The sequence below is a fragment of the Ruegeria sp. CDSC002 genome, from assembly GCF_059610905.1.
The window spans coordinates 199,261-219,291 of record NZ_JBXWOM010000002.1; the positions used below are offsets into that span (position 1 = coordinate 199,261).

Annotated in this window: 17 protein-coding genes; 1 reads left to right on the forward strand and 16 read right to left on the reverse strand. The window is 53.3% G+C overall.

What is annotated here, in order from left to right; translation table 11 throughout:
* Nucleotides 1-43: 43 nt before the first annotated feature.
* The 12 genes from AC2FJE_RS05060 to AC2FJE_RS05115 form a co-directional block, all read right to left on the reverse strand.
* Complete coding sequence (locus AC2FJE_RS05060) at nucleotides 44-1,069, reverse strand: porin (protein ID WP_113791010.1); 1,026 nt, start codon at nucleotides 1,067-1,069, stop codon at nucleotides 44-46.
* Between the two features lie 379 nt (nucleotides 1,070-1,448).
* Entirely contained in the window at nucleotides 1,449-2,585 is a 1,137-nt protein-coding gene (locus AC2FJE_RS05065; protein ID WP_496755419.1) for an energy transducer TonB family protein, read from the reverse strand.
* Nucleotides 2,582-2,959, reverse strand: coding sequence for an ExbD/TolR family protein (locus tag AC2FJE_RS05070; RefSeq protein WP_058272852.1), 378 nt, complete (start codon nucleotides 2,957-2,959; stop codon nucleotides 2,582-2,584). The genes AC2FJE_RS05065 and AC2FJE_RS05070 overlap by 4 nt, the downstream gene beginning before the upstream one ends.
* Nucleotides 2,956-3,282 (reverse strand): ExbD/TolR family protein, encoded by a 327-nt coding sequence (locus tag AC2FJE_RS05075; protein WP_472722620.1) that lies wholly within the window; start codon nucleotides 3,280-3,282, stop codon nucleotides 2,956-2,958. The genes AC2FJE_RS05070 and AC2FJE_RS05075 overlap by 4 nt, the downstream gene beginning before the upstream one ends.
* A gap of 31 nt (nucleotides 3,283-3,313) precedes the next feature.
* The gene (locus AC2FJE_RS05080) at nucleotides 3,314-3,979 is read right to left on the reverse strand and encodes a MotA/TolQ/ExbB proton channel family protein (protein ID WP_496755420.1); all 666 of its coding nucleotides are present in this window, start codon (nucleotides 3,977-3,979) and stop codon (nucleotides 3,314-3,316) included.
* Complete coding sequence (locus AC2FJE_RS05085; protein ID WP_496697375.1) at nucleotides 3,976-4,410, reverse strand: hypothetical protein; 435 nt, start codon at nucleotides 4,408-4,410, stop codon at nucleotides 3,976-3,978. Before AC2FJE_RS05085 ends, AC2FJE_RS05080 begins: the two co-directional genes overlap by 4 nt.
* A gap of 160 nt (nucleotides 4,411-4,570) precedes the next feature.
* On the reverse strand, nucleotides 4,571-7,099 hold the full coding sequence (locus AC2FJE_RS05090; protein ID WP_496755421.1) for a cellulase N-terminal Ig-like domain-containing protein: 2,529 nt from the start codon (nucleotides 7,097-7,099) through the stop codon (nucleotides 4,571-4,573).
* A gap of 45 nt (nucleotides 7,100-7,144) precedes the next feature.
* Nucleotides 7,145-8,071, reverse strand: coding sequence for a glycosyltransferase family 2 protein (locus AC2FJE_RS05095; RefSeq protein ID WP_496705483.1), 927 nt, complete (start codon nucleotides 8,069-8,071; stop codon nucleotides 7,145-7,147).
* Between the two features lies 1 nt (nucleotide 8,072).
* Nucleotides 8,073-9,041 carry a glycosyltransferase family 2 protein gene (locus tag AC2FJE_RS05100; RefSeq protein WP_282170109.1) on the reverse strand — a complete coding sequence of 323 codons (969 nt, stop codon included), beginning with the start codon at nucleotides 9,039-9,041 and terminating at the stop codon, nucleotides 8,073-8,075.
* Nucleotides 9,031-10,002, reverse strand: a complete 972-nt coding sequence (locus AC2FJE_RS05105) for a sulfotransferase family protein (RefSeq protein WP_496760711.1) — start codon at nucleotides 10,000-10,002, stop codon at nucleotides 9,031-9,033. The genes AC2FJE_RS05100 and AC2FJE_RS05105 overlap by 11 nt, the downstream gene beginning before the upstream one ends.
* 3 nt (nucleotides 10,003-10,005) lie before the next feature.
* Nucleotides 10,006-10,887 (reverse strand): sulfotransferase family protein, encoded by an 882-nt coding sequence (locus AC2FJE_RS05110; RefSeq protein ID WP_496760712.1) that lies wholly within the window; start codon nucleotides 10,885-10,887, stop codon nucleotides 10,006-10,008.
* Nucleotides 10,888-10,957: 70 nt separating this feature from the next.
* Nucleotides 10,958-11,749: a WecB/TagA/CpsF family glycosyltransferase gene (locus tag AC2FJE_RS05115; RefSeq protein WP_282170106.1), complete on the reverse strand. Its 792-nt coding sequence runs from the start codon at nucleotides 11,747-11,749 to the stop codon at nucleotides 10,958-10,960.
* 166 nt (nucleotides 11,750-11,915) lie between these two features.
* On the opposite strand from AC2FJE_RS05115, the gene AC2FJE_RS05120 reads away from it, so the two are divergent.
* Complete coding sequence (locus AC2FJE_RS05120) at nucleotides 11,916-14,249, forward strand: exopolysaccharide transport family protein (protein WP_496697386.1); 2,334 nt, start codon at nucleotides 11,916-11,918, stop codon at nucleotides 14,247-14,249.
* An 87-nt stretch (nucleotides 14,250-14,336) separates the two neighbouring features.
* On the opposite strand, the gene AC2FJE_RS05125 is transcribed toward AC2FJE_RS05120, so the two are convergent.
* The 4 genes from AC2FJE_RS05125 to AC2FJE_RS05140 all read right to left on the reverse strand — a co-directional run bounded on the left by AC2FJE_RS05125 (nucleotide 14,337) and on the right by AC2FJE_RS05140 (nucleotide 19,852).
* Complete coding sequence (locus AC2FJE_RS05125) at nucleotides 14,337-15,248, reverse strand: sulfotransferase (RefSeq protein ID WP_496760713.1); 912 nt, start codon at nucleotides 15,246-15,248, stop codon at nucleotides 14,337-14,339.
* Between the two features lie 227 nt (nucleotides 15,249-15,475).
* On the reverse strand, nucleotides 15,476-16,750 hold the full coding sequence (locus AC2FJE_RS05130; RefSeq protein ID WP_282170103.1) for a polysaccharide biosynthesis/export family protein: 1,275 nt from the start codon (nucleotides 16,748-16,750) through the stop codon (nucleotides 15,476-15,478).
* A 70-nt stretch (nucleotides 16,751-16,820) separates the two neighbouring features.
* Nucleotides 16,821-17,525, reverse strand: coding sequence for a sugar transferase (locus AC2FJE_RS05135; protein ID WP_282170102.1), 705 nt, complete (start codon nucleotides 17,523-17,525; stop codon nucleotides 16,821-16,823).
* Between the two features lie 899 nt (nucleotides 17,526-18,424).
* Nucleotides 18,425-19,852, reverse strand: coding sequence for an oligosaccharide flippase family protein (locus AC2FJE_RS05140; RefSeq protein ID WP_496760714.1), 1,428 nt, complete (start codon nucleotides 19,850-19,852; stop codon nucleotides 18,425-18,427).
* Nucleotides 19,853-20,031: the final 179 nt, after the last annotated feature.

Here is a 20,031-nt window from a genome sequence, read left to right on the forward strand (position 1 = left end):
CAGGCTCGAAGACCTGCCCTTAAACTTTGTAGTTTAGCTCAACTTAGAAGTTGAACTGAGCACCGAAGTCAGCGCGGATGCGCCCGTCCTCGTCACCCGTTTTGATTTCGCCGATACCACCACGCAGCGATGCACCGCCGCCCAGGTCGTAGATGGCGCCAATACCGATATTGCGGGTATCGTTGTCAGCCGAACCGTCACCGTAAGCAAACTGCAGGGTGGTTGCGGCGCCGAGATTGTATGCCAGCGACAGACCGTATGCGGTACCGTTCTCGGCGTCATCAACAACGTCATCGTCCGCAACAAACAAGGTACCCGAGAAGTCACCAAATTCTGCACCCAGGGTCAGAACGGTCAGCGACTGCTTTTCGCTCGCGCTGTTCACGTTCGCCTTGGTCTGACCATAGGCCAGTGCAGCGGTGATGTTGTTGAAGGTGTAAGTTGCACTGACGTCCCAGCGGTCTGCGTCCTGCGCAACACCGTCAAAAGCAATAGTTGCCTGGTCATATGACGCGCCGAATGCGAAATCGCCAACTGCGTACTGGAAGAACACAGCGTTCGCGCCTGAACCGGTCGAAGTGTACTCCAGGAAGCTGTAGTTCACGCCCGAATACTGACCCAGAAACTCTTCCAGGCCCGGTTCGTTACCGAAGTAGTTTGCCAGGTTGTCAAAGGAACCTGCAACGTTGCCGGCGTCAACACGCAGACCACCGTAGATGACCGAGAAGCGTGCGCCGTTCAGGCCCGCGCTGTTCTGTTCGCCGTTGCCGGAATCGTCATCAGCCTGCAGACGCACACGTGCCTGGAACTCAACGCCGCCATCGGTTTCTGCGGTGCCGTCGATGTTCAGGCGGAAACGCGAGACCAGGATGGTGTTGTCGGTGTCGACGTTCGCGGTGCCATCAGCAACGATGTCGCCGTTTGCATCCGTGGTAAAGTTGTTAACAGTGCCGGTGCGATCTTCTTGGTAGCCAATACCAAAACGACCGTAGCCGCTGAATTTAACGTCGGCCGCTGCAACGCTTGCAGTTGCAATCAGAGCCGTCGATGCAATGAGAAGATTTTTCATGGTAAACCCACAAGTTTTGAGAGGAGTGCAGCCGCCAAGGCGACTGCTGGCCTACTCGAACAAATTCCGAGCGTGCGCAATGGTTTCGCTGCATTTCATTCTGGGCAAGGTTGGTATTTGTTGCATCTTTGCAAATGCAGAATACCGCACGAAACCCGATTTCCTGAGTATTTACGTATGTTTCGCGATCAGCAGTGTTTCGTTACAAAAAGTTGATCAAAGAAATGCGACGATGCCCCTTTAAATGCCAAAAAACGTACATGTTTGCAATTGAGACTTCCCGGGGGCTGACCCCACCTTCCGAAAATGGGCAGATTCGGGCAAAATCCCGCTCAAAACAGGTTCTGTGATGGGTAAATCGGATGATGAAACCCACCAATCAATTGCTGGTGTAGAAGAAAGACAGCTTGCGGCTGACCCCACCTGGCGGCAGCGGAAAGGGCGAAGCCGCCTGCACTTGCGCCCTTGCGGCCCGGTCAACATCGGACGACCCTGAACTGTCAATGACATCGACCCAGGCCAGCGTGCCATCGGGATTGATTTCGAAAAACACCTTGGCGAATCCCCGGGCAGCAACAAATACCGGGGGTGCGCGGTTCAGGTGGACCAAGACCTCACCCGCATAATTGGTAGTGTCCGAATTGCCGGGGCCACGCCCGCCCGAACGGCTGCCACTACTGCCAGACGTGAAGGCATCCAACCCTTCCCGCCGATAGGCGTAAAGGGGCGATTCAACCACCTCTGACGGAAACTGCAACTCGCTGAAGTCCCGCGCACCATTCAGCACGCCCCGCCGTTCCGGCGTCGGTTGGCGTTCAGGGCGCTGCGGCCGGATCGAAGACGTCACGGCCAGTTCTGTCACGTCTTCATTTGCATCCTGTTCGGTTGGATCAACCGGATCATCCGGCTCAATCGCCTCGGACTCCAACGGTACAACAGGGATCGCGGCCTCGGGCGACGGGTTGACCGGCAGCGCCGCCAGCTCTTGCGGTTGGGGCGATACGGGCTGGACCTCGGTCGCGACCTCTGGCTCGACCGCGACTGCCTCGGGGATTCCTTCGGGCACATCGGTCGCTGTTTCCGCCTCGACCGGCGGGGTTTCGTCGACATCTTCGCTGGCGGCGGCATCGCCTTCGGATGTGTTTTCGGTCTCTGCCACATCAGGCTCAACCGGTTCCGTGGCAGTCGGCTGGACCACTTCGGCTTCACCGATATCAGGCGCGTAAACCTCCTGCGGGTTCTCAGACGCCACAAGCGCCTCACTGACCGGGATTTCCGGTTCCTCAGGCAGCCTTTCAACCGGTGGCTCTGGTGCCTCGGCCGGTTCAGGTTCAATCGGTTCGGCGACAACCTCGGCAAGATCCTCGAATGTCGTGCTTAGCTCAATTGATTCAGGCGCTTGGCCGCCTGGCGCGTCTTCTGCAAGCCGCTGCCCGGTCACGCTTAACCCCATCAGGTGCAAAAACAGCGACACCAGAATGGCCACCACCGCAATCATAACCGACCGGCGGATCATTCCAGCGCCTTCTCGGTCACAACAAAGACGGATGACGCGCCCAGACGGCGTAAAGCACCGGTCACCTCGATCAGACGCGGGCCCGGTGCGTTTCGGTCGGGCACGATGCGCACGGCTTCGTCCCCTTGGCCACGCATATGCGTTTCGGGATCTGTAGGCGTTCCACGATAGCTCAACGTGCCGTCGGCGTGCAGGATCAGCGCATCAGGTGGCTCGCGCCCTTCAAGGTCTGCGGTGTTCACGAGCTCAAGATCCGGATCCAACGGCGGGGCCAGCGTGCCGGTGAGCAGGAAAAAGATTAGCATCAGGAAAACGACGTTTATCAGCGCAATCGTCGAGTCGCGTCTGCGTTTGGGGCGCCTGTACTTGATCATTCCAGCACCAGAACGCTTAACCCGTCACGCCCGCGCAGCCGAACCAATACGTCGATGACACGCTGCGCCGTTGTATCCGGGTCCAAACTGACCAGAACCTGCCCGGCCTCCAATTGCGTTTCCAGATCATTGAGAGAGACCGTTTGCCCGTTCAGCACCAGCCGTTCCGCCCCCAACTGCAGGAACAACCGCTCGGTCGGTGTCGCCGAAGTCGTACTGCCGCCCACTGCATTGCTCAGCTCGATCTCGCCATATTTGGCAAAGGTCGAGGTCAACATGAAGAACAGCAACAGCAGGAAAATCACGTCGATGAGCGGAGTCATCGACATGGGACGCCGTACGAAGGGTGCGGTGTTACGCATGTCCGGGGGCGGTCGCCACAGCCCGCACATCGTCGGCCTGCGCAACAGCCTGCCCCGGCACCAGAATTGTGCGCAGCGCCTTGTCCGCAAAGACCCGTTCGCGCGCCGTGCGACTTTCGAACCAGGACAACAGCATCGAGGTCGGCATCGCCACGGCAAGCCCCACAGCCGTTGTCAGCAGGGCAACCCAGATACCTCCGGCAAGCAGGGATGGGTCGACAGACGACCCAGCGGATTGCAGGCTGCGAAACGCCTCAATCATCCCCAGGACCGTGCCGAACAGACCCAGAAGCGGCGCAAGCTGCGCCACGGTGTCCAGCAGTCGGAAGCCGCGTTCAAGCCCGGCAAGCGCCAGACCGGCCTCGGCATCCAGCCGTTGGTCCAGACCCGGCGTGTCTGAGGCATTCATCGCAACCCGTACCAGGGGGGCAAGGTAACTGCGGCTTTTGTCCAGACGGGCGTGGGCGGTTTGCGGATCGCCAGCATCCCAGGCCGCCAGCGCCTCGGACAACACCCGGTGACGCCCGACGCCAGATGCTGCGAATTGCCAGAGTTTGTAAAGCGTGACCGCAACAGTCACCACCGACATCGCGATCAGGATCGCAACAACAGGCCCGCCCAGATCAAGGATTTCGCGCAATGCATCAAAGGGGCTCATCCAATCAACTCCACATCTGTTCGGCTTTGCAGTTTCAAGGCCTCATGACAGACCTGACTGTCCGATCCGGCAACAACGCAGGTATTTGCACCGTTGATCAAGGCTCTACCAACAGCGCCGCATGTCATGCCGGGAAGATCGAACTGGCGTACGCGTGGTCGATCGACAGGCAGATCACGAAAATTGAATAATGATAGGCTGACCACACTACCAGAGGCATCGAAAATTACGGTTTCATAGCTAACAGCATCAATTGCTGCGCCTGTTTTGTTTTCGATCACAAAGGTCAACCTACATGCCTGGCCAACATCCTGAACCGTATTGAGTTCCATGATCAAACCGGTCGGTTTGTTTTCCTCTGACTGGGCCAATGCTGCTACTGGCAAAGAGCAAAAGCTAAGAAAAACAAGTGCCGAACGGAGAAACAACATTGACACGCTCCTAGTTAATCAATGCGGAAATCTATAGACGGCAAGGCTCCGCTGGTGCTGGAGTACACATAGTCAAGACAGCAAGAGTGTCAAAGGGTTTCAACAGCTTTTCAAAGGCCCACGATCCGGTGCTCCGAGAACTTAGGTTTTATTGCGTGGGTCAGTCAGGCAGAGTTGCAAAGGCACAGGCCACCAGCCATTCCATCGCATTCGACTTGATCCCATGTTCGGCCGCGATTGCAATACTGCGGCTTTCAAAAATCTGTGTGTAGATAGGCCAGGCTTCCTGATTGGGTGGGTAGAACGCTCCGGCGGTCTTACGCTGTTCCCATTCATACAACTTCCCCCCCGCTACGCCGAAACTGATCTGTCCGGGGATTTTTTTGCCACTGAGTTCGTCCGTAAAGAGCGGGTCAGAAAATTCCCGATGCCCAAGCCCTTGCACGAAACTCACGTTGGCGGGGTTACATCCCAGTCCGAACCACATTCCCTCAACTGCAGCGTTACGCACTTCCGTGGTCGCCACACCTTCTGACGCGAAATACATTGCCATTTGCCCCGCCCGCCAGTTCGAACCGGGGCCAAAGCGTAGCCATCCCAGGCCCCAGGGATAAGCGGCAGTGTTGTGCAGCCCGAAGTCGCGCCCCATGCGCTTACCGTTCAGGGTGCGCTGCTTGATCCACCCTTCGATGGCTCCAACGATCGCGGTATTAACCTCTCGACCCTCGCGCGCGGCTCGCACATACTCAAGATAAGCGGCCGGAAACACTTCTTTTTTCAATGAAGAGTCTGGCTTCTCGGCTTGCGGCACGAAAGGGTTTTGGTCTTCAAATACCTTGCGCGCTTGAGGATCTCCGCTAGCTCGGTAGACAGTTGCGGCCGCGGCGATACGGATCTGGTTAACTCTACTAAGTGCAGAGTCAGAAAACCCGTCGGTTGGCTGTTGTTCGGCCCAATGCCAAGCGCGTGTTGCCTCAGCGACGATGGCACTTCCTAGAACGGTATCGCCGCAGACATGATGGATCACATGGCCCAGCTTTGCAGCCCCATAAGCAAAACGATAAGCAGCCCAATCCTCTGGGCCATATGCATATGCTTTCTGAACAGGGTTCCATGATACTGAGCCCAGAATTCCGCTGATGGAATACTCGACCCCTCCGATAATCGCACCATTTTCGTGCTGAGTTCGACGCCACAGCGATGCCCCCCAAAGTGCCTCGTGGATCAGATCAGGCAGAACGGTTTCGCCGTCACCCCTATCGTCATCGTCTTTGCGCGATGCGACATCTGCGTGCGAGAAGGTTTTTTTGCTTTCCGGAAGGTTCAGGTTCAGACTGCGACAATGGGGGAAGGTCTCGACGATATCGGCCATGTGGAAGACGACATCCATATGTTGAATGCGCCGATCCCAATCCCCGGCATCATGCCAACCGCCCCAAGCTTTGGGGTTGGCCTTCATAGATGAGCGCTCGGGTGCCGTGTCTGACCCGCCCAGAGTGTTTACATTTTCTGACAGCGCTTTTGGGGCCCGCACCTTGCCGTAGCCATCCCTCATATTCCCAAGCTTCAAATCCGTCTGCCAGACCGTCAGCCCATCTGCCGGATGCCCGTTGCGGGGACGGGTTCGGCCCTCACCATAAGGTGCGGCGATCTCACAGCCAGACCTTTGATGGAAATACCATCGGGCAGCCAGGCGGAGCGCTTCATCATAGGCCGCTAGGGATACGTTGAACGGGAATGACCGCCCTAATCCAGATACCTGAATCTGGTATTCACCATCAAGTTCAAGGTCGGAGAAGTCGGCCTCATAAATACTGCAACCATTGAAGTTAAGGCCATTCCGATGTGGTTCTTCGGAGGGTTTGGCCAAGGTCAAACGACCCGATCGAACAACGGCGCCATTTTGCGTAGATACCAAGCTCCATTCAGTTGCGGGTGACAACAATGCATCAGTGCTGCCATTTTTGCCGACCTGATCCTGTCCCAGCCAACTGCCGACATAAGCCTTTTTGGGCCCTGTCAAAGGATAGCCCGCCTGACACACATGGATGGATTCACTGAATACGTCTGGGTCTTTTACATATTCAGTCTCGGCAAAGGATGGACCCGTGATGCTCAGAACAGCACCTTGAGGAATGGCGCGGTCAAGTTCAAATGTCACCAAATGCCGCTTGGTGCTTTCCCACCGACGATCAGCAACGGCTAGCGTGCGAATGGGCGAAGACTTGCGCCAGAGACCGACAATGCCCGCTGGCTGTCCGTCAATCAGAACACGCCAGTTGTCGGTTCGATCCGCCGCTGCCTGCGGCTGAATCGCAGAGTTACCGATGCGAAAACCGTCCTTCCGACTTTGCTCCTGAACCTTAGGCCAGGCAGTAAATATTTGCGGCGCTGTGGTATGCGCATCGCCCGAGAAATAGCCCGGCAATCCGTTCAGCTTGCCGGACGCACCAAACCCGTTTGCCGGGTCCGGTGACCAGCGAACCCGGTCGGAACGCAACACTTCGACCGGGGTCGACATGTCCAACATCGTGTCTATCACCGTCAATTGGAACCCATTCTCTCCGACATATCCAATATCGGCCTTGTCGGCGGCGGCCGCTGTAAAACTGGGCGCTAGCGTAACCACAATTGGCGCGGCGGCCACCGCCGTGCCCCGCAACAAAAATGCCCGCCGTGAAAGTTGCATTTGCCCCATCCCCTCCATAGGCGCGAGAAAGCCCCTAGCCTAAGCTTACACCCTTCGATCCAAACTGCGCATGAACCTATAGATCAGTTTTGGGCGAAACAGGCTGTCAGGATACATAAACATCCCACAGACGCCCTCCAACAGCGCTAGCGGTTTGCGCCCATACTGATATTGGTTCCGAACCCCGGACCAGAAGATATCAATCTTCCGCGCACGCAGCAGGAATCGCAACCGCGACCCGAAGGCTTGCCGCATTGCCGGGTTGGCTGAAACCTTTTCGATGCACGGCACTCGCCGGGCAAAAGCGGGATCACGGGCTCTGAAGTTCGCTCCGCTGGCCACCTGCCGATAATACAAAAGTGGCGGTCCTTCGACTACGGCGAACCCTCCGATCAAAGCGACACGGCACCAGAACTCCCAATCCTCGCCATACACGAGGTCTTCTTCATAACCGCCGGACTGCCGCGCTGCATCGGCTTTCATCGCAAGCGCACCGCCATTCACCACGTAGTTTTTACGCAACAACACAGCCAATTGGTCCTTGCTAGGAACAAGTAAGCGGTTGTCCGCGCCATTCATCTCCTGACCCACGGTGTTGATCCGTTGAACACCGGCGATGGCTGCAACGGCGTCGGACGTTGCCAGCACATCCGAGTATCTTTGCAACGCTTCAGGGTGCAGCAAATCGTCCGCATCCAAAAACAGCACGAACTTTCCGAGCGCTAAACTCAAACCTAGGTTGCGGGCCGCACCGACACCTTTGGCCCGGCCAGTCACTGGGGTAAAACGCACGTCGCGCATAGCGAAACGCTCCAAGATCTCACGGGTGTCGTCTGTCGAGCCATCGTCAATACACAAAACTTCGAATTCCGTCATTGTTTGCCGGCATACGCTTTGTAGCGTTTCCTCGACATAGCGCTCCATATTCCGAGCGGGAATGATGATCGAAAACTCAGGTTTTGAGTTGTCCATATCAGCCCCCTCCTGCTCGGTCCAAGCGGACGGCAGCTGTATTGTATTCGTCGAAACGGATCTGCAAAAAGGCCGCCAACATCCCGGCCCCACGATAAATTTCGAGCGCTCCTTTACAGCATCTTGCCTTTGACCCGAAACCAAGGAAAACGCACATCACAAGCCCCCAACCTATAGCCGCAAAACCTTTTACCACACGTATCGGTATTCCCTTGCGACGAATTTGAGCTATCCGCGCCAGTGTATGCCCCATGCGAAACCAACGACGCCTGAGCCAATGCATCGTCGCCCGGTGAGCTGGGATATGATCCCAGACCAGAGCCTGCGCAGCAGCGCGGATAGTTCCGCCCGATTCGATCCGAAGTCGCGAAAAAAACTCCTCATCCTCTCCGCCAGTGGTGTTAAAGCGGGCGTCGAACCTCATGGTCTGTTTTCTAATGATGGCAGCATCCGCCATTGAATTGTTGGTGGCAGCTGATGGAAGTTCAGCCCCCTGCTCATAGGGACCCATTCGGAACAGGTTCAGTTGTTCGACCCAAGCGGGTGGGGCTTCGTCGTAACGCGGTTCGACAGCTCCCTGAACCGCAACAGTGTTTGGTAAAATCATGGTTCCTAATAACTCTGCCAACCAGTTTTCAGAGGCGGTTTCATCATCATCAAGAAATGCAAAATAGTCCGCATCCGGAGGGGCCTCGGCCAATGTCCGGTTGCGCGCCGATACAATCCCGCGTTCGTGTTCCAGAACGTAAATCACTGGCCAACATGACAAATCCTGAATTTCGCCCAGAACCGAACGGGCCGTCGTAGCTGGAGCGTTGTCTGCAATCACGAGCGTTACGCGCACATCGCGGGCGCCAAGCTGCTGATCGTTCAGGCTGTCAATCAATGCCCGCAATCCCTGTGGACGTTTATAGGTCGCTATACAGATCGCAACGTGGGTTCCCGCCTGAGATCGTGCGTCAACGCTCATAACCGACCATCTCTAGCGCATGCCCTGCTATTCTGTCGAACCTCGCCTTTTTTCCGTCTGACCATGATGCCCAGCGCTTGATCGGGTTGAAATCCACTGACTTGGTCTCTGGTTGCCAGCGCTCTTGATCCGAAGCCTTCGAGCGGGACGATCCACGAATGGGCATCTTGTCGATTTCATCCCAAGGGAACACGGCTTCATCCAACCCAATATGATACAAGGTTTTTCTTACGTATTCATGCGTATCGGCAAGGATATCTTCGTAGCGGACGACCATTGTATCGTCGTTACGGTTCAGGCCACCTTCGGCAAATGTCATGATGGCCTCGGCACCCAAACGCCATTCATCCGCCAGTTGGCGGAAATTTTTGCTCGTAAGTGAAAACCGAGAAAATGTCTTGAGCGAAGAGTCAACGACATCACGCCCGTCCCGAATGCACAGGATGATCTTTGCATCGGGAAAGATGTACCGCGCCAGTGACAGGTCATGAACGTGGGGGCATTTCAGCAATATGTTCTTACCATCAACCTGCGCTTGCAGTTCTCTGAACCAGCTGCCAGCAAGCATAGCCAGCACGTCATACTGGCCCAAGACTTCTTCGTTTCTTGGGAAGTATCGCAAGAAATCCCGAGTAAAAGCCGCAGCATCCCCAGCCGCGTGCAATAGAGGGAACTCATATAGACGACCCGGATCAGCCCCAACATCAGGGTGCATTGCGATGAGGTCGCGCAAGAAATTGGTGCCTGATCGCGGCATCACACCAAGCACTAAAACCGGAGTCTCGATGCTGCCACGCGCTTTTCGAGCTAATGCGGCAAGCTTCTCCCCTTTCTCCGGAGAGATAACCGGCAGAAAATCCTCGCTATCCAGAAAGCGCGCGCCCAGCAAACGCCGGGACATCCGCACCACTTGGTTCAAGCGCATATCTCCAGCCATGTTCAAAGTGTTTGATACGCTCATAATTCACTCATTCGCTGCAGAATTGACAAAACTCATATCGCGCCAGGTCGGCCAGGGTAGAACCGCACGCCCAGTAAGTTGCGCCACATACTTAACATCTGATCGGAAATGCTCGACCAGCATCTCCCGCATTTCTGGCGTCGGAGGTGCTACCTTCGTCTTCAAGTGTTGCTTGTTCATCGAAATAGCCTGCTTGAGCCCAGGCGCTTTTTTGAGGTTTTTCACCAGATCCTGCATCCCCAGCGAACGCATCGCATCCCCTCCGTAGCGCAGCGTTTTTTGAACTACTGGGTAAAGGTAAGTTACGTTTTCGTGATGCCGTTCTGTGAGTGACGCTGGGTGCCGTTTGGGTTCAACACCAAGATGACCACACACTTGCTCATAAATTACATTTGGATTCGACGCGATGTCCTCGGAAAACAAAACCAGCAGAGCATCGCGATCGAAATTCGCCAGCCAGATCTCTAGAACAGCCTTGTATTGGCTTTGTAGTGAATATGCAGGATTTCGTTTCCATGCGGCTTCGAATGTTGTTTCTGGTGGGATATGGCCTTTGCGGATCTCGTGCATATGGTTCGAAAATGCCCGTTCGATTGGGTCTCGCAATATGCATATAAGCTTCAGATCCGGGCTATACTGGGCTGCGCGTTCAGCGGCGTCACGACTAAAGAAGTAAGTCGGCGAGCACTCACCCTTGATCGCATTTTCAGAACTGCCACGGAAATAGCTCTCGTACCATGTGTATCCACGGTCATAATTCGCCGTAAAAAAATTAAGCTCCTTGGGCTCGCTGGTCGCAATCAATGGATGCTCTGAGAGAACATGATGCAACCAAGTGGTTGCAGCTTTCTGCGCGCCAATTCCTATGAAATCCACTTTCGACACATGAATTCCCTTCTGAACAACTCAACCCACTAACAAGACAAGGGAAAAAGCCCCGAGCCTTTTTAACAATTCACTTTAACTTCAAAATATCTTTCTTAAGAACCACGCTGATCGTATGGGGGTACCTGCGAAAATGCCTCTTTCGAATGTGACCGGGGCCAGTCGCGGTACGGTGAAGCCATTCCAATCCGATTTTTTGCATCCAAACAGGCGCGCGCGCATAATCTCCGACCACATAATGAAAGCAACCGCCGCATGTCACGATCCAAGCGCAATGCTCCAGACGAGGCGTAATTTCGAGTGAAAAGAGTTGCTCCTTTGGCTTACCCAACCCAACCCAAAGAACATCGGCCTTACTGTCATTGATGTCAGCGACAACCGCGTCAACTTCAGACTCGTCAAAATAGCCGTTCCTCCGACCTGCTATGGTCAAGCCAGGATGAAGCTCAATCAGCTTTTCAGCGCAGGAACGGTTGATCTCTTCCGTGCCACCCAACAGATAGTAACTGATATCATGCTTAACGGCAGGTCCGGCTGCTGTGTGGATGAAATCTGTTGTCGCCGTGCGCTCTGGTATTGGCTTCGAACCTCGCGCAAATTTGGAAGCCCAGACAACGATCTGACCATCCGCATGCACTATGTCCGCAGAATTAATTGCCTTGGCAAATTGCGGGTCCTTTTCGTACAGCGAGATACCGTATGCATTAGCATCGAAAACAGTCAATGCGCGTTGAGCCTCACCGCTTCGCCGGCGTTTGACATCTTCGACCATCGCTGAGCTAAGTTCGGTATCGCTGACAAGCGCAACTGGCATCCCACTTACAATCACATGTGGCAAGCGCATCTTCAGAACTCGCTCCATCGTTACTCACTCTCAAAACAAATAGTACAAATACTTCTAACTTGAGCAACACTATCAAAGACCGCATTTTTTTTGAAACTAAAATTGCTCTCTGATCCCGTATTGATCTTGGATGCGCTGACAAGGTCAGCAATCAAAGCCGGCACTTTTCGATTTTGGCTTCAATATGAGCGATTCCGATACATTGTTTTTGGTAAATACAGTTTTTTCTGTTGCCGTCGCCCGTAAACCCTTATTGTCCAGTTATCGTTGTTTGAGATTGTTTATTGTTATGACTGATCAGTACCGAAAAGTTTTGGACGCAGAGCTTTCCGGTTTAGGCGTTGCTCCGGCAGGAGACCCTGAACTGCGAGTGATTTCGAGTATTGCTTGGGCGATCAGACGCTCGATCGGTTGGATTTTCCTGGCAGCCTTTGCAGTCGCGTTTGCCGCCTATGTTCTGACCTACACTTCCGATACCAAATACACCTCGAGTGCGAAGGTGATGATCGACACCCGCGTCCAAACCGAGACGCAGTTCACGACGCAAGTGTCCGGACTTCCATTGTCATTGACCTCTTTGGAGAGTGAGCTTGAACTGCTGCGCTCCACCGACATCATCGAAAGCGTTGTTGATCGTCTGCAATTGCAAGACGACCCCGAGTTTTCGGGCGCGGAAGCTGGGTTTTCCCTAAACCCAATCTCGTGGGCCCGCAGCTTGAAAGATGTGATTGTGAACGCGATCGGCGGAGACAATGGTGCGGCAGGCGATCTAGAACCCGAGGAACTGCGTGAAATTCAGCGCGCGGCAACTGTTGAAAAACTTCTTGAATCCAGGCAGGTAGAGCAGATCGGGGAGATATCAGCGGTTTACAGGATTAGCGTCACTTCAAAGTCCCCGCAAAAAGCAGCAAGTATCGCAAACTACCTGGCCTCTGAATACTTGACTGTTCTTACGCGAATGAAGCGCGATGACCTTGACCAGGCACAGCAATGGTTGTCGACACGGATTAACCAGATTCGCGAGGATCTTAATGTTCTAAGCTCCGAACTGGAGTCGCATTCGATCGAGACGCCGTTCTCGCCTGAGGAATATGCAACGATCAAAGCGCAACGCATCAAATCAGAGAAACGGGCGCAGCTGGTTGACGCAGAGATCGTCGCGCAGGACGGGCACCTCAGTACCATTCAAAACCTGATCAACGAGGGAAAAACACAGGAAGCCATTTATTTTGCTTCCGAAGTCGGTTTGATATTCCCCTCTGAAGCAATGGACACACCGGAGGAACAGGCCGAAGTGCTGGACACCGGAGTCAAGGCTCTGGAAACCAAACTAGAGGTCCTCAACGGCCAGAAGGTAACCCTCGAAAAGAGCATTGAAACCTTCAAGGAACAGCAGGTGCGTCAGGTCCAGCACGCTTCGATCACGAAGAGGATAGAAAATGAGATCCTTGTCGTTGAGACAATCTACAGGGACTTTGTTGCCCAACTTGGTCGCAGAGCCGAGCAAAGGAATTACCTTGATGCGGGAGCCCATATTATTGAACGGGCTCGCGTGTCCGTTGACCCATCTGCCCCCAAGAGGTCGTCCGTCGCTCTAACGACCATGTTTGCAGTTATCTTCTTGGGCCTCGGTTTTACCGTGGTTCGCGAACTGCTGCAAAAACGCCTGAGAACCACGTTTGAATTGGAGAACACAACGGGAGTAAAGCTTTCGGCGATCATTCCGGAGGTCAAAAACGAACCGCCGTTCGAAACTTTCTTTATGAACAACGGAAAGCTTGATCCGACGTTGATGCACTACGGCCGAAAACTTTTGGCCAGCAGCGCCATCGGCCTGCGAACAATGCGACCCGATGACGAAACTGCGACACCGCAGTCGGCCGATTTATTTGCCAAAAACTCGGACAACAAGCATAGAAAGCGGGTCGCCGAAGAAGGATGTACTATCTTATCTGGTGCAGCGGCTTTGCCAGATGAGGGAAATACCTCAACTCTTCTTCTGATCGGATCGGTGTGTGCGCAAGCAGGATATCGAACGCTAATCATCGATTGTGATACATTAACGTCCACTTATCGCGACCTGTCTCAGATGACAGCAGAGTCGCTGAAACTTGCGACAACTCATCCTCTTTCACTGGAAAACTATATCGTTGGAACACCTCAGGATGGTCTGGACATCCTTCCCTTGATCGGTGCCCAAGAGAACGAAGGTCAAATAAAGTCCGTGGAGGACTTTCTGTGTTCTACAGCTTTTGTTAGCCTACTCCGTTCACTTTCCGGAACCTACAATACCATCCTTCTGGATACGCCGCCGCTGTTGAGCGCAGTGGAATCAGGCTATCTATCGCAGCTCTCTGATCGAGTGATCCTGTTTGTTCGATGGAACGACACGCGGCGAAAGTCCATCCTTCAAGCCATGCGTGAACTTGAGAACGCCGGTGTACGACCCTCAGCCTTAGTCGCTACACGCGTAGACATGAAACGCGTCAAGCTCTACGGGGATCCAATTCTTGGGTAATCGCATTTAATGGTATTGCTGGGCACGCAGTTCACTAAAGTTTTTTGATATGGTTAGCGAAAGATCTGGCGCTCGCCAATCAGCACACTAATTTGCGAACTGTTGTCTGATCTCGGAATGCCACCGTCGACGCCATTCCTCATTGATGCGCTCGAAGCCTTCCAGCCGTTGCAGGGCAGCATCCCGCAGCATTTCACGAGTTTCATCGGGCATAAACATCTTCTTACCCTTAAAAACCCTAGGCGGTGCGTCGACTGCCGCGATCCGCTTCACAGCACCCTTCGCCGGGTCAACGAAGCTGACAATGCGGCTAAGTACTTCCGCCGGGTCCGCGCTCAGGCTTTCCAAGTAATCTATAATCACATTATCGCGGCCATAGGCGTTCTGCCACCTTTCAACCAGATCGACATAGCGCCGGCAAATATTCATCTGATACTCGACTTTTTCCCTGTAAAATGCGACCTCATCATCGATTCTGACAGCACGAGTGGACATTCGACAATGCGACCACAATTGCTCAAAAGGGTTTCGCAGAAGGATCACTATTTTCAAGTTCGGTAAATGTTTTTTGAGGTTTTGAACCTCGTCGTCGTCAAGCATATGGTAACAAGGCGAGATGTCACCGCTTATTCGGTTCTTTGGAAAAAGGTTAAGATACCAGTCCAGGTCCCGCTGAGCGGTAGCAAAACTGACAGCCCAGTTTAAGCGCTTTAGATCCTCTTTCCCTGTTGCAACTTGTTTGGCTATCTGAGCAACTGCGCGGCGCTCTTGACGGGCCGCCCAGTGTTTCGAGAACAGAAAGTTCCTGAGACCCCCATCGTAGCCGATTTTATTGTGCGCAAAAAATTTGATTTCTTTTACAGGTGACACGTAAATCTCGGTACGTTCCTTAAATAGAACCTGCAGGGTCGATGTACCGCATTTTGGCATCCCGATGCACAGAAAATCGGGTCCGCGCCGAGACCTGATCGTCGCACTCATGTTTGTTTCATAACCCATTTCAGACGCCTACTGCCGTATGACGTCGCATACCCGTCAGGTTTATCCGAACGTCAGTCCAACAAATTGGGGCACCGGGTTGCTGAACTCTCGGGCCAAAATACGCAGGAGGAATTGTACACAAATGCATAAACTTAACTCGTCAACTTTGAACTCATAAAATTTGGATTTGATGATCTACTAACTCACGTTCTATGGGGCATTACGTAGCCAGAATCTCGCTACGCTCACTCGGTAAGTGGCGCATCTTCGGTGATTTCCTGAACAGAAATCTCCAGACTGTCACCCGGTCGCAATTGCGTCAGTTTGTCTGCGACAAGTTGCTGAAGCTGGCCGTCTTCGGTTCGAAAAATTGTGACCGTATAGTCGATATCGGTTATGAGGCTTTCCGTTCCAATCTCATTGGATGCACCTGCCAAGTATTTCGAAATTGTGTCCAATTGATGCTTGGCGTCGCGTACGGATAGGCTTGCAACCCGGCGCTCTTGCAGCAATCTCAACGTCCGTTCTTGTTCGAATTGTTCCTCATCGCGGATTAGCCGGGTCAAAATGAGACTGGTTCCCGCCAGATCTTCTTCAACTTCCAGCAGGCGCGTCGCGGACAACACCGTTGTACGACGCGTATCCGCGAGCCGCGATCCGGGTGCTAATCCTTTGTCGACCAAACTGACCACGCGAGCCTCTTCTTCTTCATCAGCTTCCAACGCCTTCGCCAGTTCAGTTATTTGCTCTTCCAGAATTCTGACTCTCTCGGCCGCCTGCTGTCTCGCATCTTCAAAGAACTCGCGTTCACCGGCCTCGTTTTCCTGGTTGATACTGCGGATCCTGATTTGCTCAGCGATCAATTCGGCCAGAACACTAGGCGATACTGTGACGGACTCGGGAACTGGCGGCTCAAGATCCATGTCCTGTGCGAGTTCACTCGAGCTGCGCCAAGATTGGACAAGCGCTTGCGCATGTTGCAGGGCAGCCTGACCATACGCAGTCTGCCAGCGCAGCAACTGGATTGGGTCGATTGTCACATCATCGGCCAGCAACATGCTGCGGACCCCACCCGCCAAGGCGACAGCCTCGCGCACGGTTATTGCTGGTCTGTAGTCTATTTCGCCGGTTCGAGCGACGTCGCCGCCGATTATGATGGGCCGGTATCCATTTCGAGCAATCTCAATCTCATCACCAGCGAGCTGGATTATGTAGATGTCGCCGTTAAGGTCGTACTGTTTGACGATTTTACCTGCGGCATCTTGCCGGACGAGCAGTTCCAGTCTCTCCAGAGATAGCCCTTGCGCACGAAATTGCCCCAGCCATTTCAGGTTTACATCGCCATGAGCGTCTATTGTGGCGTCAAAGGACAGGTCATCCAGCCCCGTTAGCGAAACGCTGACTTGATCTCCTGGTTCAAGGTCAAAGTCCGCCATCGCCGCTGTGGCTAGCATAAGGCAGGACAAACCAAGTGCGCATGCTGTGAATAGCTTCGACAAGTACCGGATCGGTTCAAGCATCCCAAACCACCTTTGCTACTTAATCTTCTCACCCATTAAGCCAAAATAAGCTCAGTCAAGGGCTCCGAATTCACTGTCCTGTTCCGTTGCACACCACACCAATGGTTCGAAACAAAATCTTAAGGTCGAACCAGAAGCCGACTTTTCGCACATACTCACTGTCGAAGATTGCGCGATGAGCAAACTCGACATCGTTGCGTTCGGACACCTGCCATGGACCGGTAATTCCTGGCTTCATCAGGGTGTAATCCCCGCCCGGATACAACTTCCGCTGCTCCGGCATCATCGGCCGCGGGCCAACAAGGCTCATGTCGCCGATCAAGACATTCCAAAGTTGAGGCAGCTCATCCAAAGACGTCGCTCTAATAAAACGGCCAAATTTTGTAATGCGGGGATCGTTGTCCAGCTTCTGCTTTGTTTCCCATTCGACAACAGCAGATTCATTTTCAGCCAAATGTTGCCGCATAATTTCATCCGCGTCTTCGACCATCGAGCGGAATTTCAGGAAATCAAATTCGTCACCACCGATACCAATTCGTTTCTGGCGGTAGATTGCAGGACCGCCATCAAGCCTAACCAAAAATCCAATGGCAAGCATGAGCGGCAAAACAAAAGGAGCGCCGATCAATACCAGCGCAAGATCAAGCAGGCGCTTACCTTTCAACGCGTAGAAGCCCTTTAGCCTTTGGCTGACATCACTCTTTACGCTAGATGTCTGATTTTTATTATAAATTCTAGGTTCTTCAAATCTAAACGAACCGGGAATATCACTCATATTAACCCCCTAACACGCAGGACAGCGACGTCCCCACACTAATAACTCGCGAATGGCCAAATAACGCTGTGACCTAAAATGAGGCCAGAACGCTGCTGCCTAACTATTTTCTACTCAATAGACTTGGACCTGTAACCGCCTTAAACAGCCACCCACCCATAGTTATTAATCCGATTCGCACAAAAAACCGTACCGGAATTGCCCTGGCGACGAGCATCGCACTAAAGGCAACGTGAAACAACTTTTTTGTTGCTGAGGCTGAGCCCGCGAATACGCAATCGCACAAAAATTGTTCACAGGTCCACCATGCCCTTCCCTGCGTTGCTATCTCCTAAAGCAGCAGGGACGAGGCGGCAAATAAATGTGAATTCACCACCAAGTCGGCACGTTCCGGCAATTTTGACTAGCTACCGGATTTCAAAGGGAGCTTACCTGCAAGTTTCAAGCGTAGCTTGCTTCCCCACAAGACCTTGAGCCCCATGATCAGAAGAGGCGTGCACATCCCGATCAAAAAACCAAAAAGCAAAGCTGAGCTGACCCCCATGCCGTTGAGGATGAACGCCACAAAACACAATGCGGCGACCAAAGGTCCGGACAGTAAGTAAACAATGACCATGTTCAGTGTTTGCTCTCAGTGTTTGTCATTTAGCCGGTACTTATCGATGCTCAGTCCAATTTGTGGTCTTTTTAAGGCAACCCCAGTGTTGTTGCTGTCGCGACGTCTTTTTGGTCGAACACAGCAAGGCGACACGCACTCGATTACCATCGATCGCCTACATAGTATTGACGCGCCCTGACTACGACAGGTCTGACGAAGAAACCAAATCCACTCGGCAAAAATATGCCAGAATTGCAACACCCAGTCTGCTTTAGGGTGTCCACCTGTCGCTGGGATTGAGCTACTTGGACGAAGGAAATCCACCGATCAGCAAGCGCCGCTTTAGCTTTCGCACGACCGCCAATGCGGCGGTCTGGCCGACACACAGTAATGCAACGAACATTATCGTCAGGCCAAGGGCCAAGATCGCAAATTGCTGCATCAAGCCCGTCGATGCGTTCGCCCACAACCCTAAGGGCGCAAATGCAACTAAGCCCGCAAGTGCTTTGCCAAATTCTGCCAACGGGATGCTGATACGGTCAATCCGGCGCCCGTATTGAAAATAGACCAGAAAGCTCAGAATTGCACTCACAAGAAATGCATATGCCGCTCCTTTCGCGCCCAGCCAATATATGAACAGATACGATATCGCCGCATGACCAAGCAGCGTTGTCACCGAGATAATCAACTGCAGGACCGTCTTCTTTGATCGTGTAAACGCGAAACTAAGGTAGGCACCCTGTAGTCCAAACACAAATGATGAGAGTGTCAGGATACGAATGTATCCGGCGGTCTGGTCTGCAAAGGCAGGCTCGAACAGAAGATTGGCAAAAACGTCCGCCGAAAATATCAACACGGCAAGGATCGGCATTGAGATCAGCATCAAAAACGAGAAGTACCGGTAGAGAACCGCATCTGACGAGGCTTTCCCCTGAACTTCTTGGGCCTCGAAGACCGATGGGCCAATCACACGTGACAGCGTTCCCATTGGCAGGCGAAGTGTCCGTGCCGCAAGGGATTGTGCAGCGGCGAAGTATCCAACCGACTCCATCCCCGCCAAAATCGCCAATATCGACTGAGAAAACATCGCGAAGAATGTCGCGCTGGAGGACACAATGGCCAAAGGGAAGCCGAATGAGAGGTATGTTTTCAATTCGGCTAATTTGGGAACAACGATGCCTGAACGCCGAAACGCGATGAGCAAGGCGTAACCTCCGGTCACAGCAGCCCCAATCGACATTCCAATCACGGCACTTTCGTAGCCCCCTCCGTTCAGGATAAAGCCAACCGCCAGCGCGACTCCTAGTGCGTGTCGCAACAAAGTCACCGCAGCATATTTTGGACCTTCGTGATACTGGCGCAGGCAAGCTGCCCCAAGCTCATGCATCCCGTGGCTGATACAAAAAATCGCCGCAAATTTTAGGTTTTCGACCCATTCTCCGGGCAAAACCAGCGTTACGAGGCTGGACAAAACTACAAGAATAAATGCCAGCACAACCGATGCCCCCATAACGGTGGCAATTGTCCTACCCTCAAACTCCTTGGCGTGATGAAACCGGGCGATCGCAATAACCAGCCACAAAAACGAAAATGAAAACAGGATCGTTCCGACCAAAAGTGTTAAGTTGTATCGTCCAAACTCTGCCGGGCCCAAAACTTTCGTCATAACCATCAAAATGGCTATCGCAAAAACCGCAGACAGAACTCGAGGGACAAAAAACCAGGTCATTTCAGAACGCCTTACAAGAAAAAAACTTTAAACATAGCTAGATACAATCGCCCATTTCGGAGCAACCAGGAGAATTGAATCGGCACAAATCGTTGGACCGGTAATCGTGAACGACAAACGCGGACCGTTCGTCGCAATGCCCTATGCGTGATCTGAGTGTATAACATCCGAGTTTTTAA

Coding starts and splice junctions, on each gene's coding strand:
- AC2FJE_RS05060 (WP_113791010.1), bottom strand. CDS start 1,069: ATGAAAAATCTTCTCATTGCATCGACGGCTCTGATTGCAACTGCAAGC.
- AC2FJE_RS05065 (WP_496755419.1), bottom strand. CDS start 2,585: ATGATCCGCCGGTCGGTTATGATTGCGGTGGTGGCCATTCTGGTGTCG.
- AC2FJE_RS05070 (WP_058272852.1), bottom strand. CDS start 2,959: ATGATCAAGTACAGGCGCCCCAAACGCAGACGCGACTCGACGATTGCG.
- AC2FJE_RS05075 (WP_472722620.1), bottom strand. CDS start 3,282: ATGACTCCGCTCATCGACGTGATTTTCCTGCTGTTGCTGTTCTTCATG.
- AC2FJE_RS05080 (WP_496755420.1), bottom strand. CDS start 3,979: ATGAGCCCCTTTGATGCATTGCGCGAAATCCTTGATCTGGGCGGGCCT.
- AC2FJE_RS05085 (WP_496697375.1), bottom strand. CDS start 4,410: ATGTTGTTTCTCCGTTCGGCACTTGTTTTTCTTAGCTTTTGCTCTTTG.
- AC2FJE_RS05090 (WP_496755421.1), bottom strand. CDS start 7,099: ATGCAACTTTCACGGCGGGCATTTTTGTTGCGGGGCACGGCGGTGGCC.
- AC2FJE_RS05095 (WP_496705483.1), bottom strand. CDS start 8,071: ATGGACAACTCAAAACCTGAGTTTTCGATCATCATTCCCGCTCGGAAT.
- AC2FJE_RS05100 (WP_282170109.1), bottom strand. CDS start 9,041: ATGAGCGTTGACGCACGATCTCAGGCGGGAACCCACGTTGCGATCTGT.
- AC2FJE_RS05105 (WP_496760711.1), bottom strand. CDS start 10,002: ATGAGCGTATCAAACACTTTGAACATGGCTGGAGATATGCGCTTGAAC.
- AC2FJE_RS05115 (WP_282170106.1), bottom strand. CDS start 11,749: ATGGAGCGAGTTCTGAAGATGCGCTTGCCACATGTGATTGTAAGTGGG.
- AC2FJE_RS05120 (WP_496697386.1), top strand. CDS start 11,916: ATGAGCGATTCCGATACATTGTTTTTGGTAAATACAGTTTTTTCTGTT.
- AC2FJE_RS05125 (WP_496760713.1), bottom strand. CDS start 15,248: ATGGGTTATGAAACAAACATGAGTGCGACGATCAGGTCTCGGCGCGGA.
- AC2FJE_RS05130 (WP_282170103.1), bottom strand. CDS start 16,750: ATGCTTGAACCGATCCGGTACTTGTCGAAGCTATTCACAGCATGCGCA.
- AC2FJE_RS05135 (WP_282170102.1), bottom strand. CDS start 17,525: ATGAGTGATATTCCCGGTTCGTTTAGATTTGAAGAACCTAGAATTTAT.
- AC2FJE_RS05140 (WP_496760714.1), bottom strand. CDS start 19,852: ATGACCTGGTTTTTTGTCCCTCGAGTTCTGTCTGCGGTTTTTGCGATA.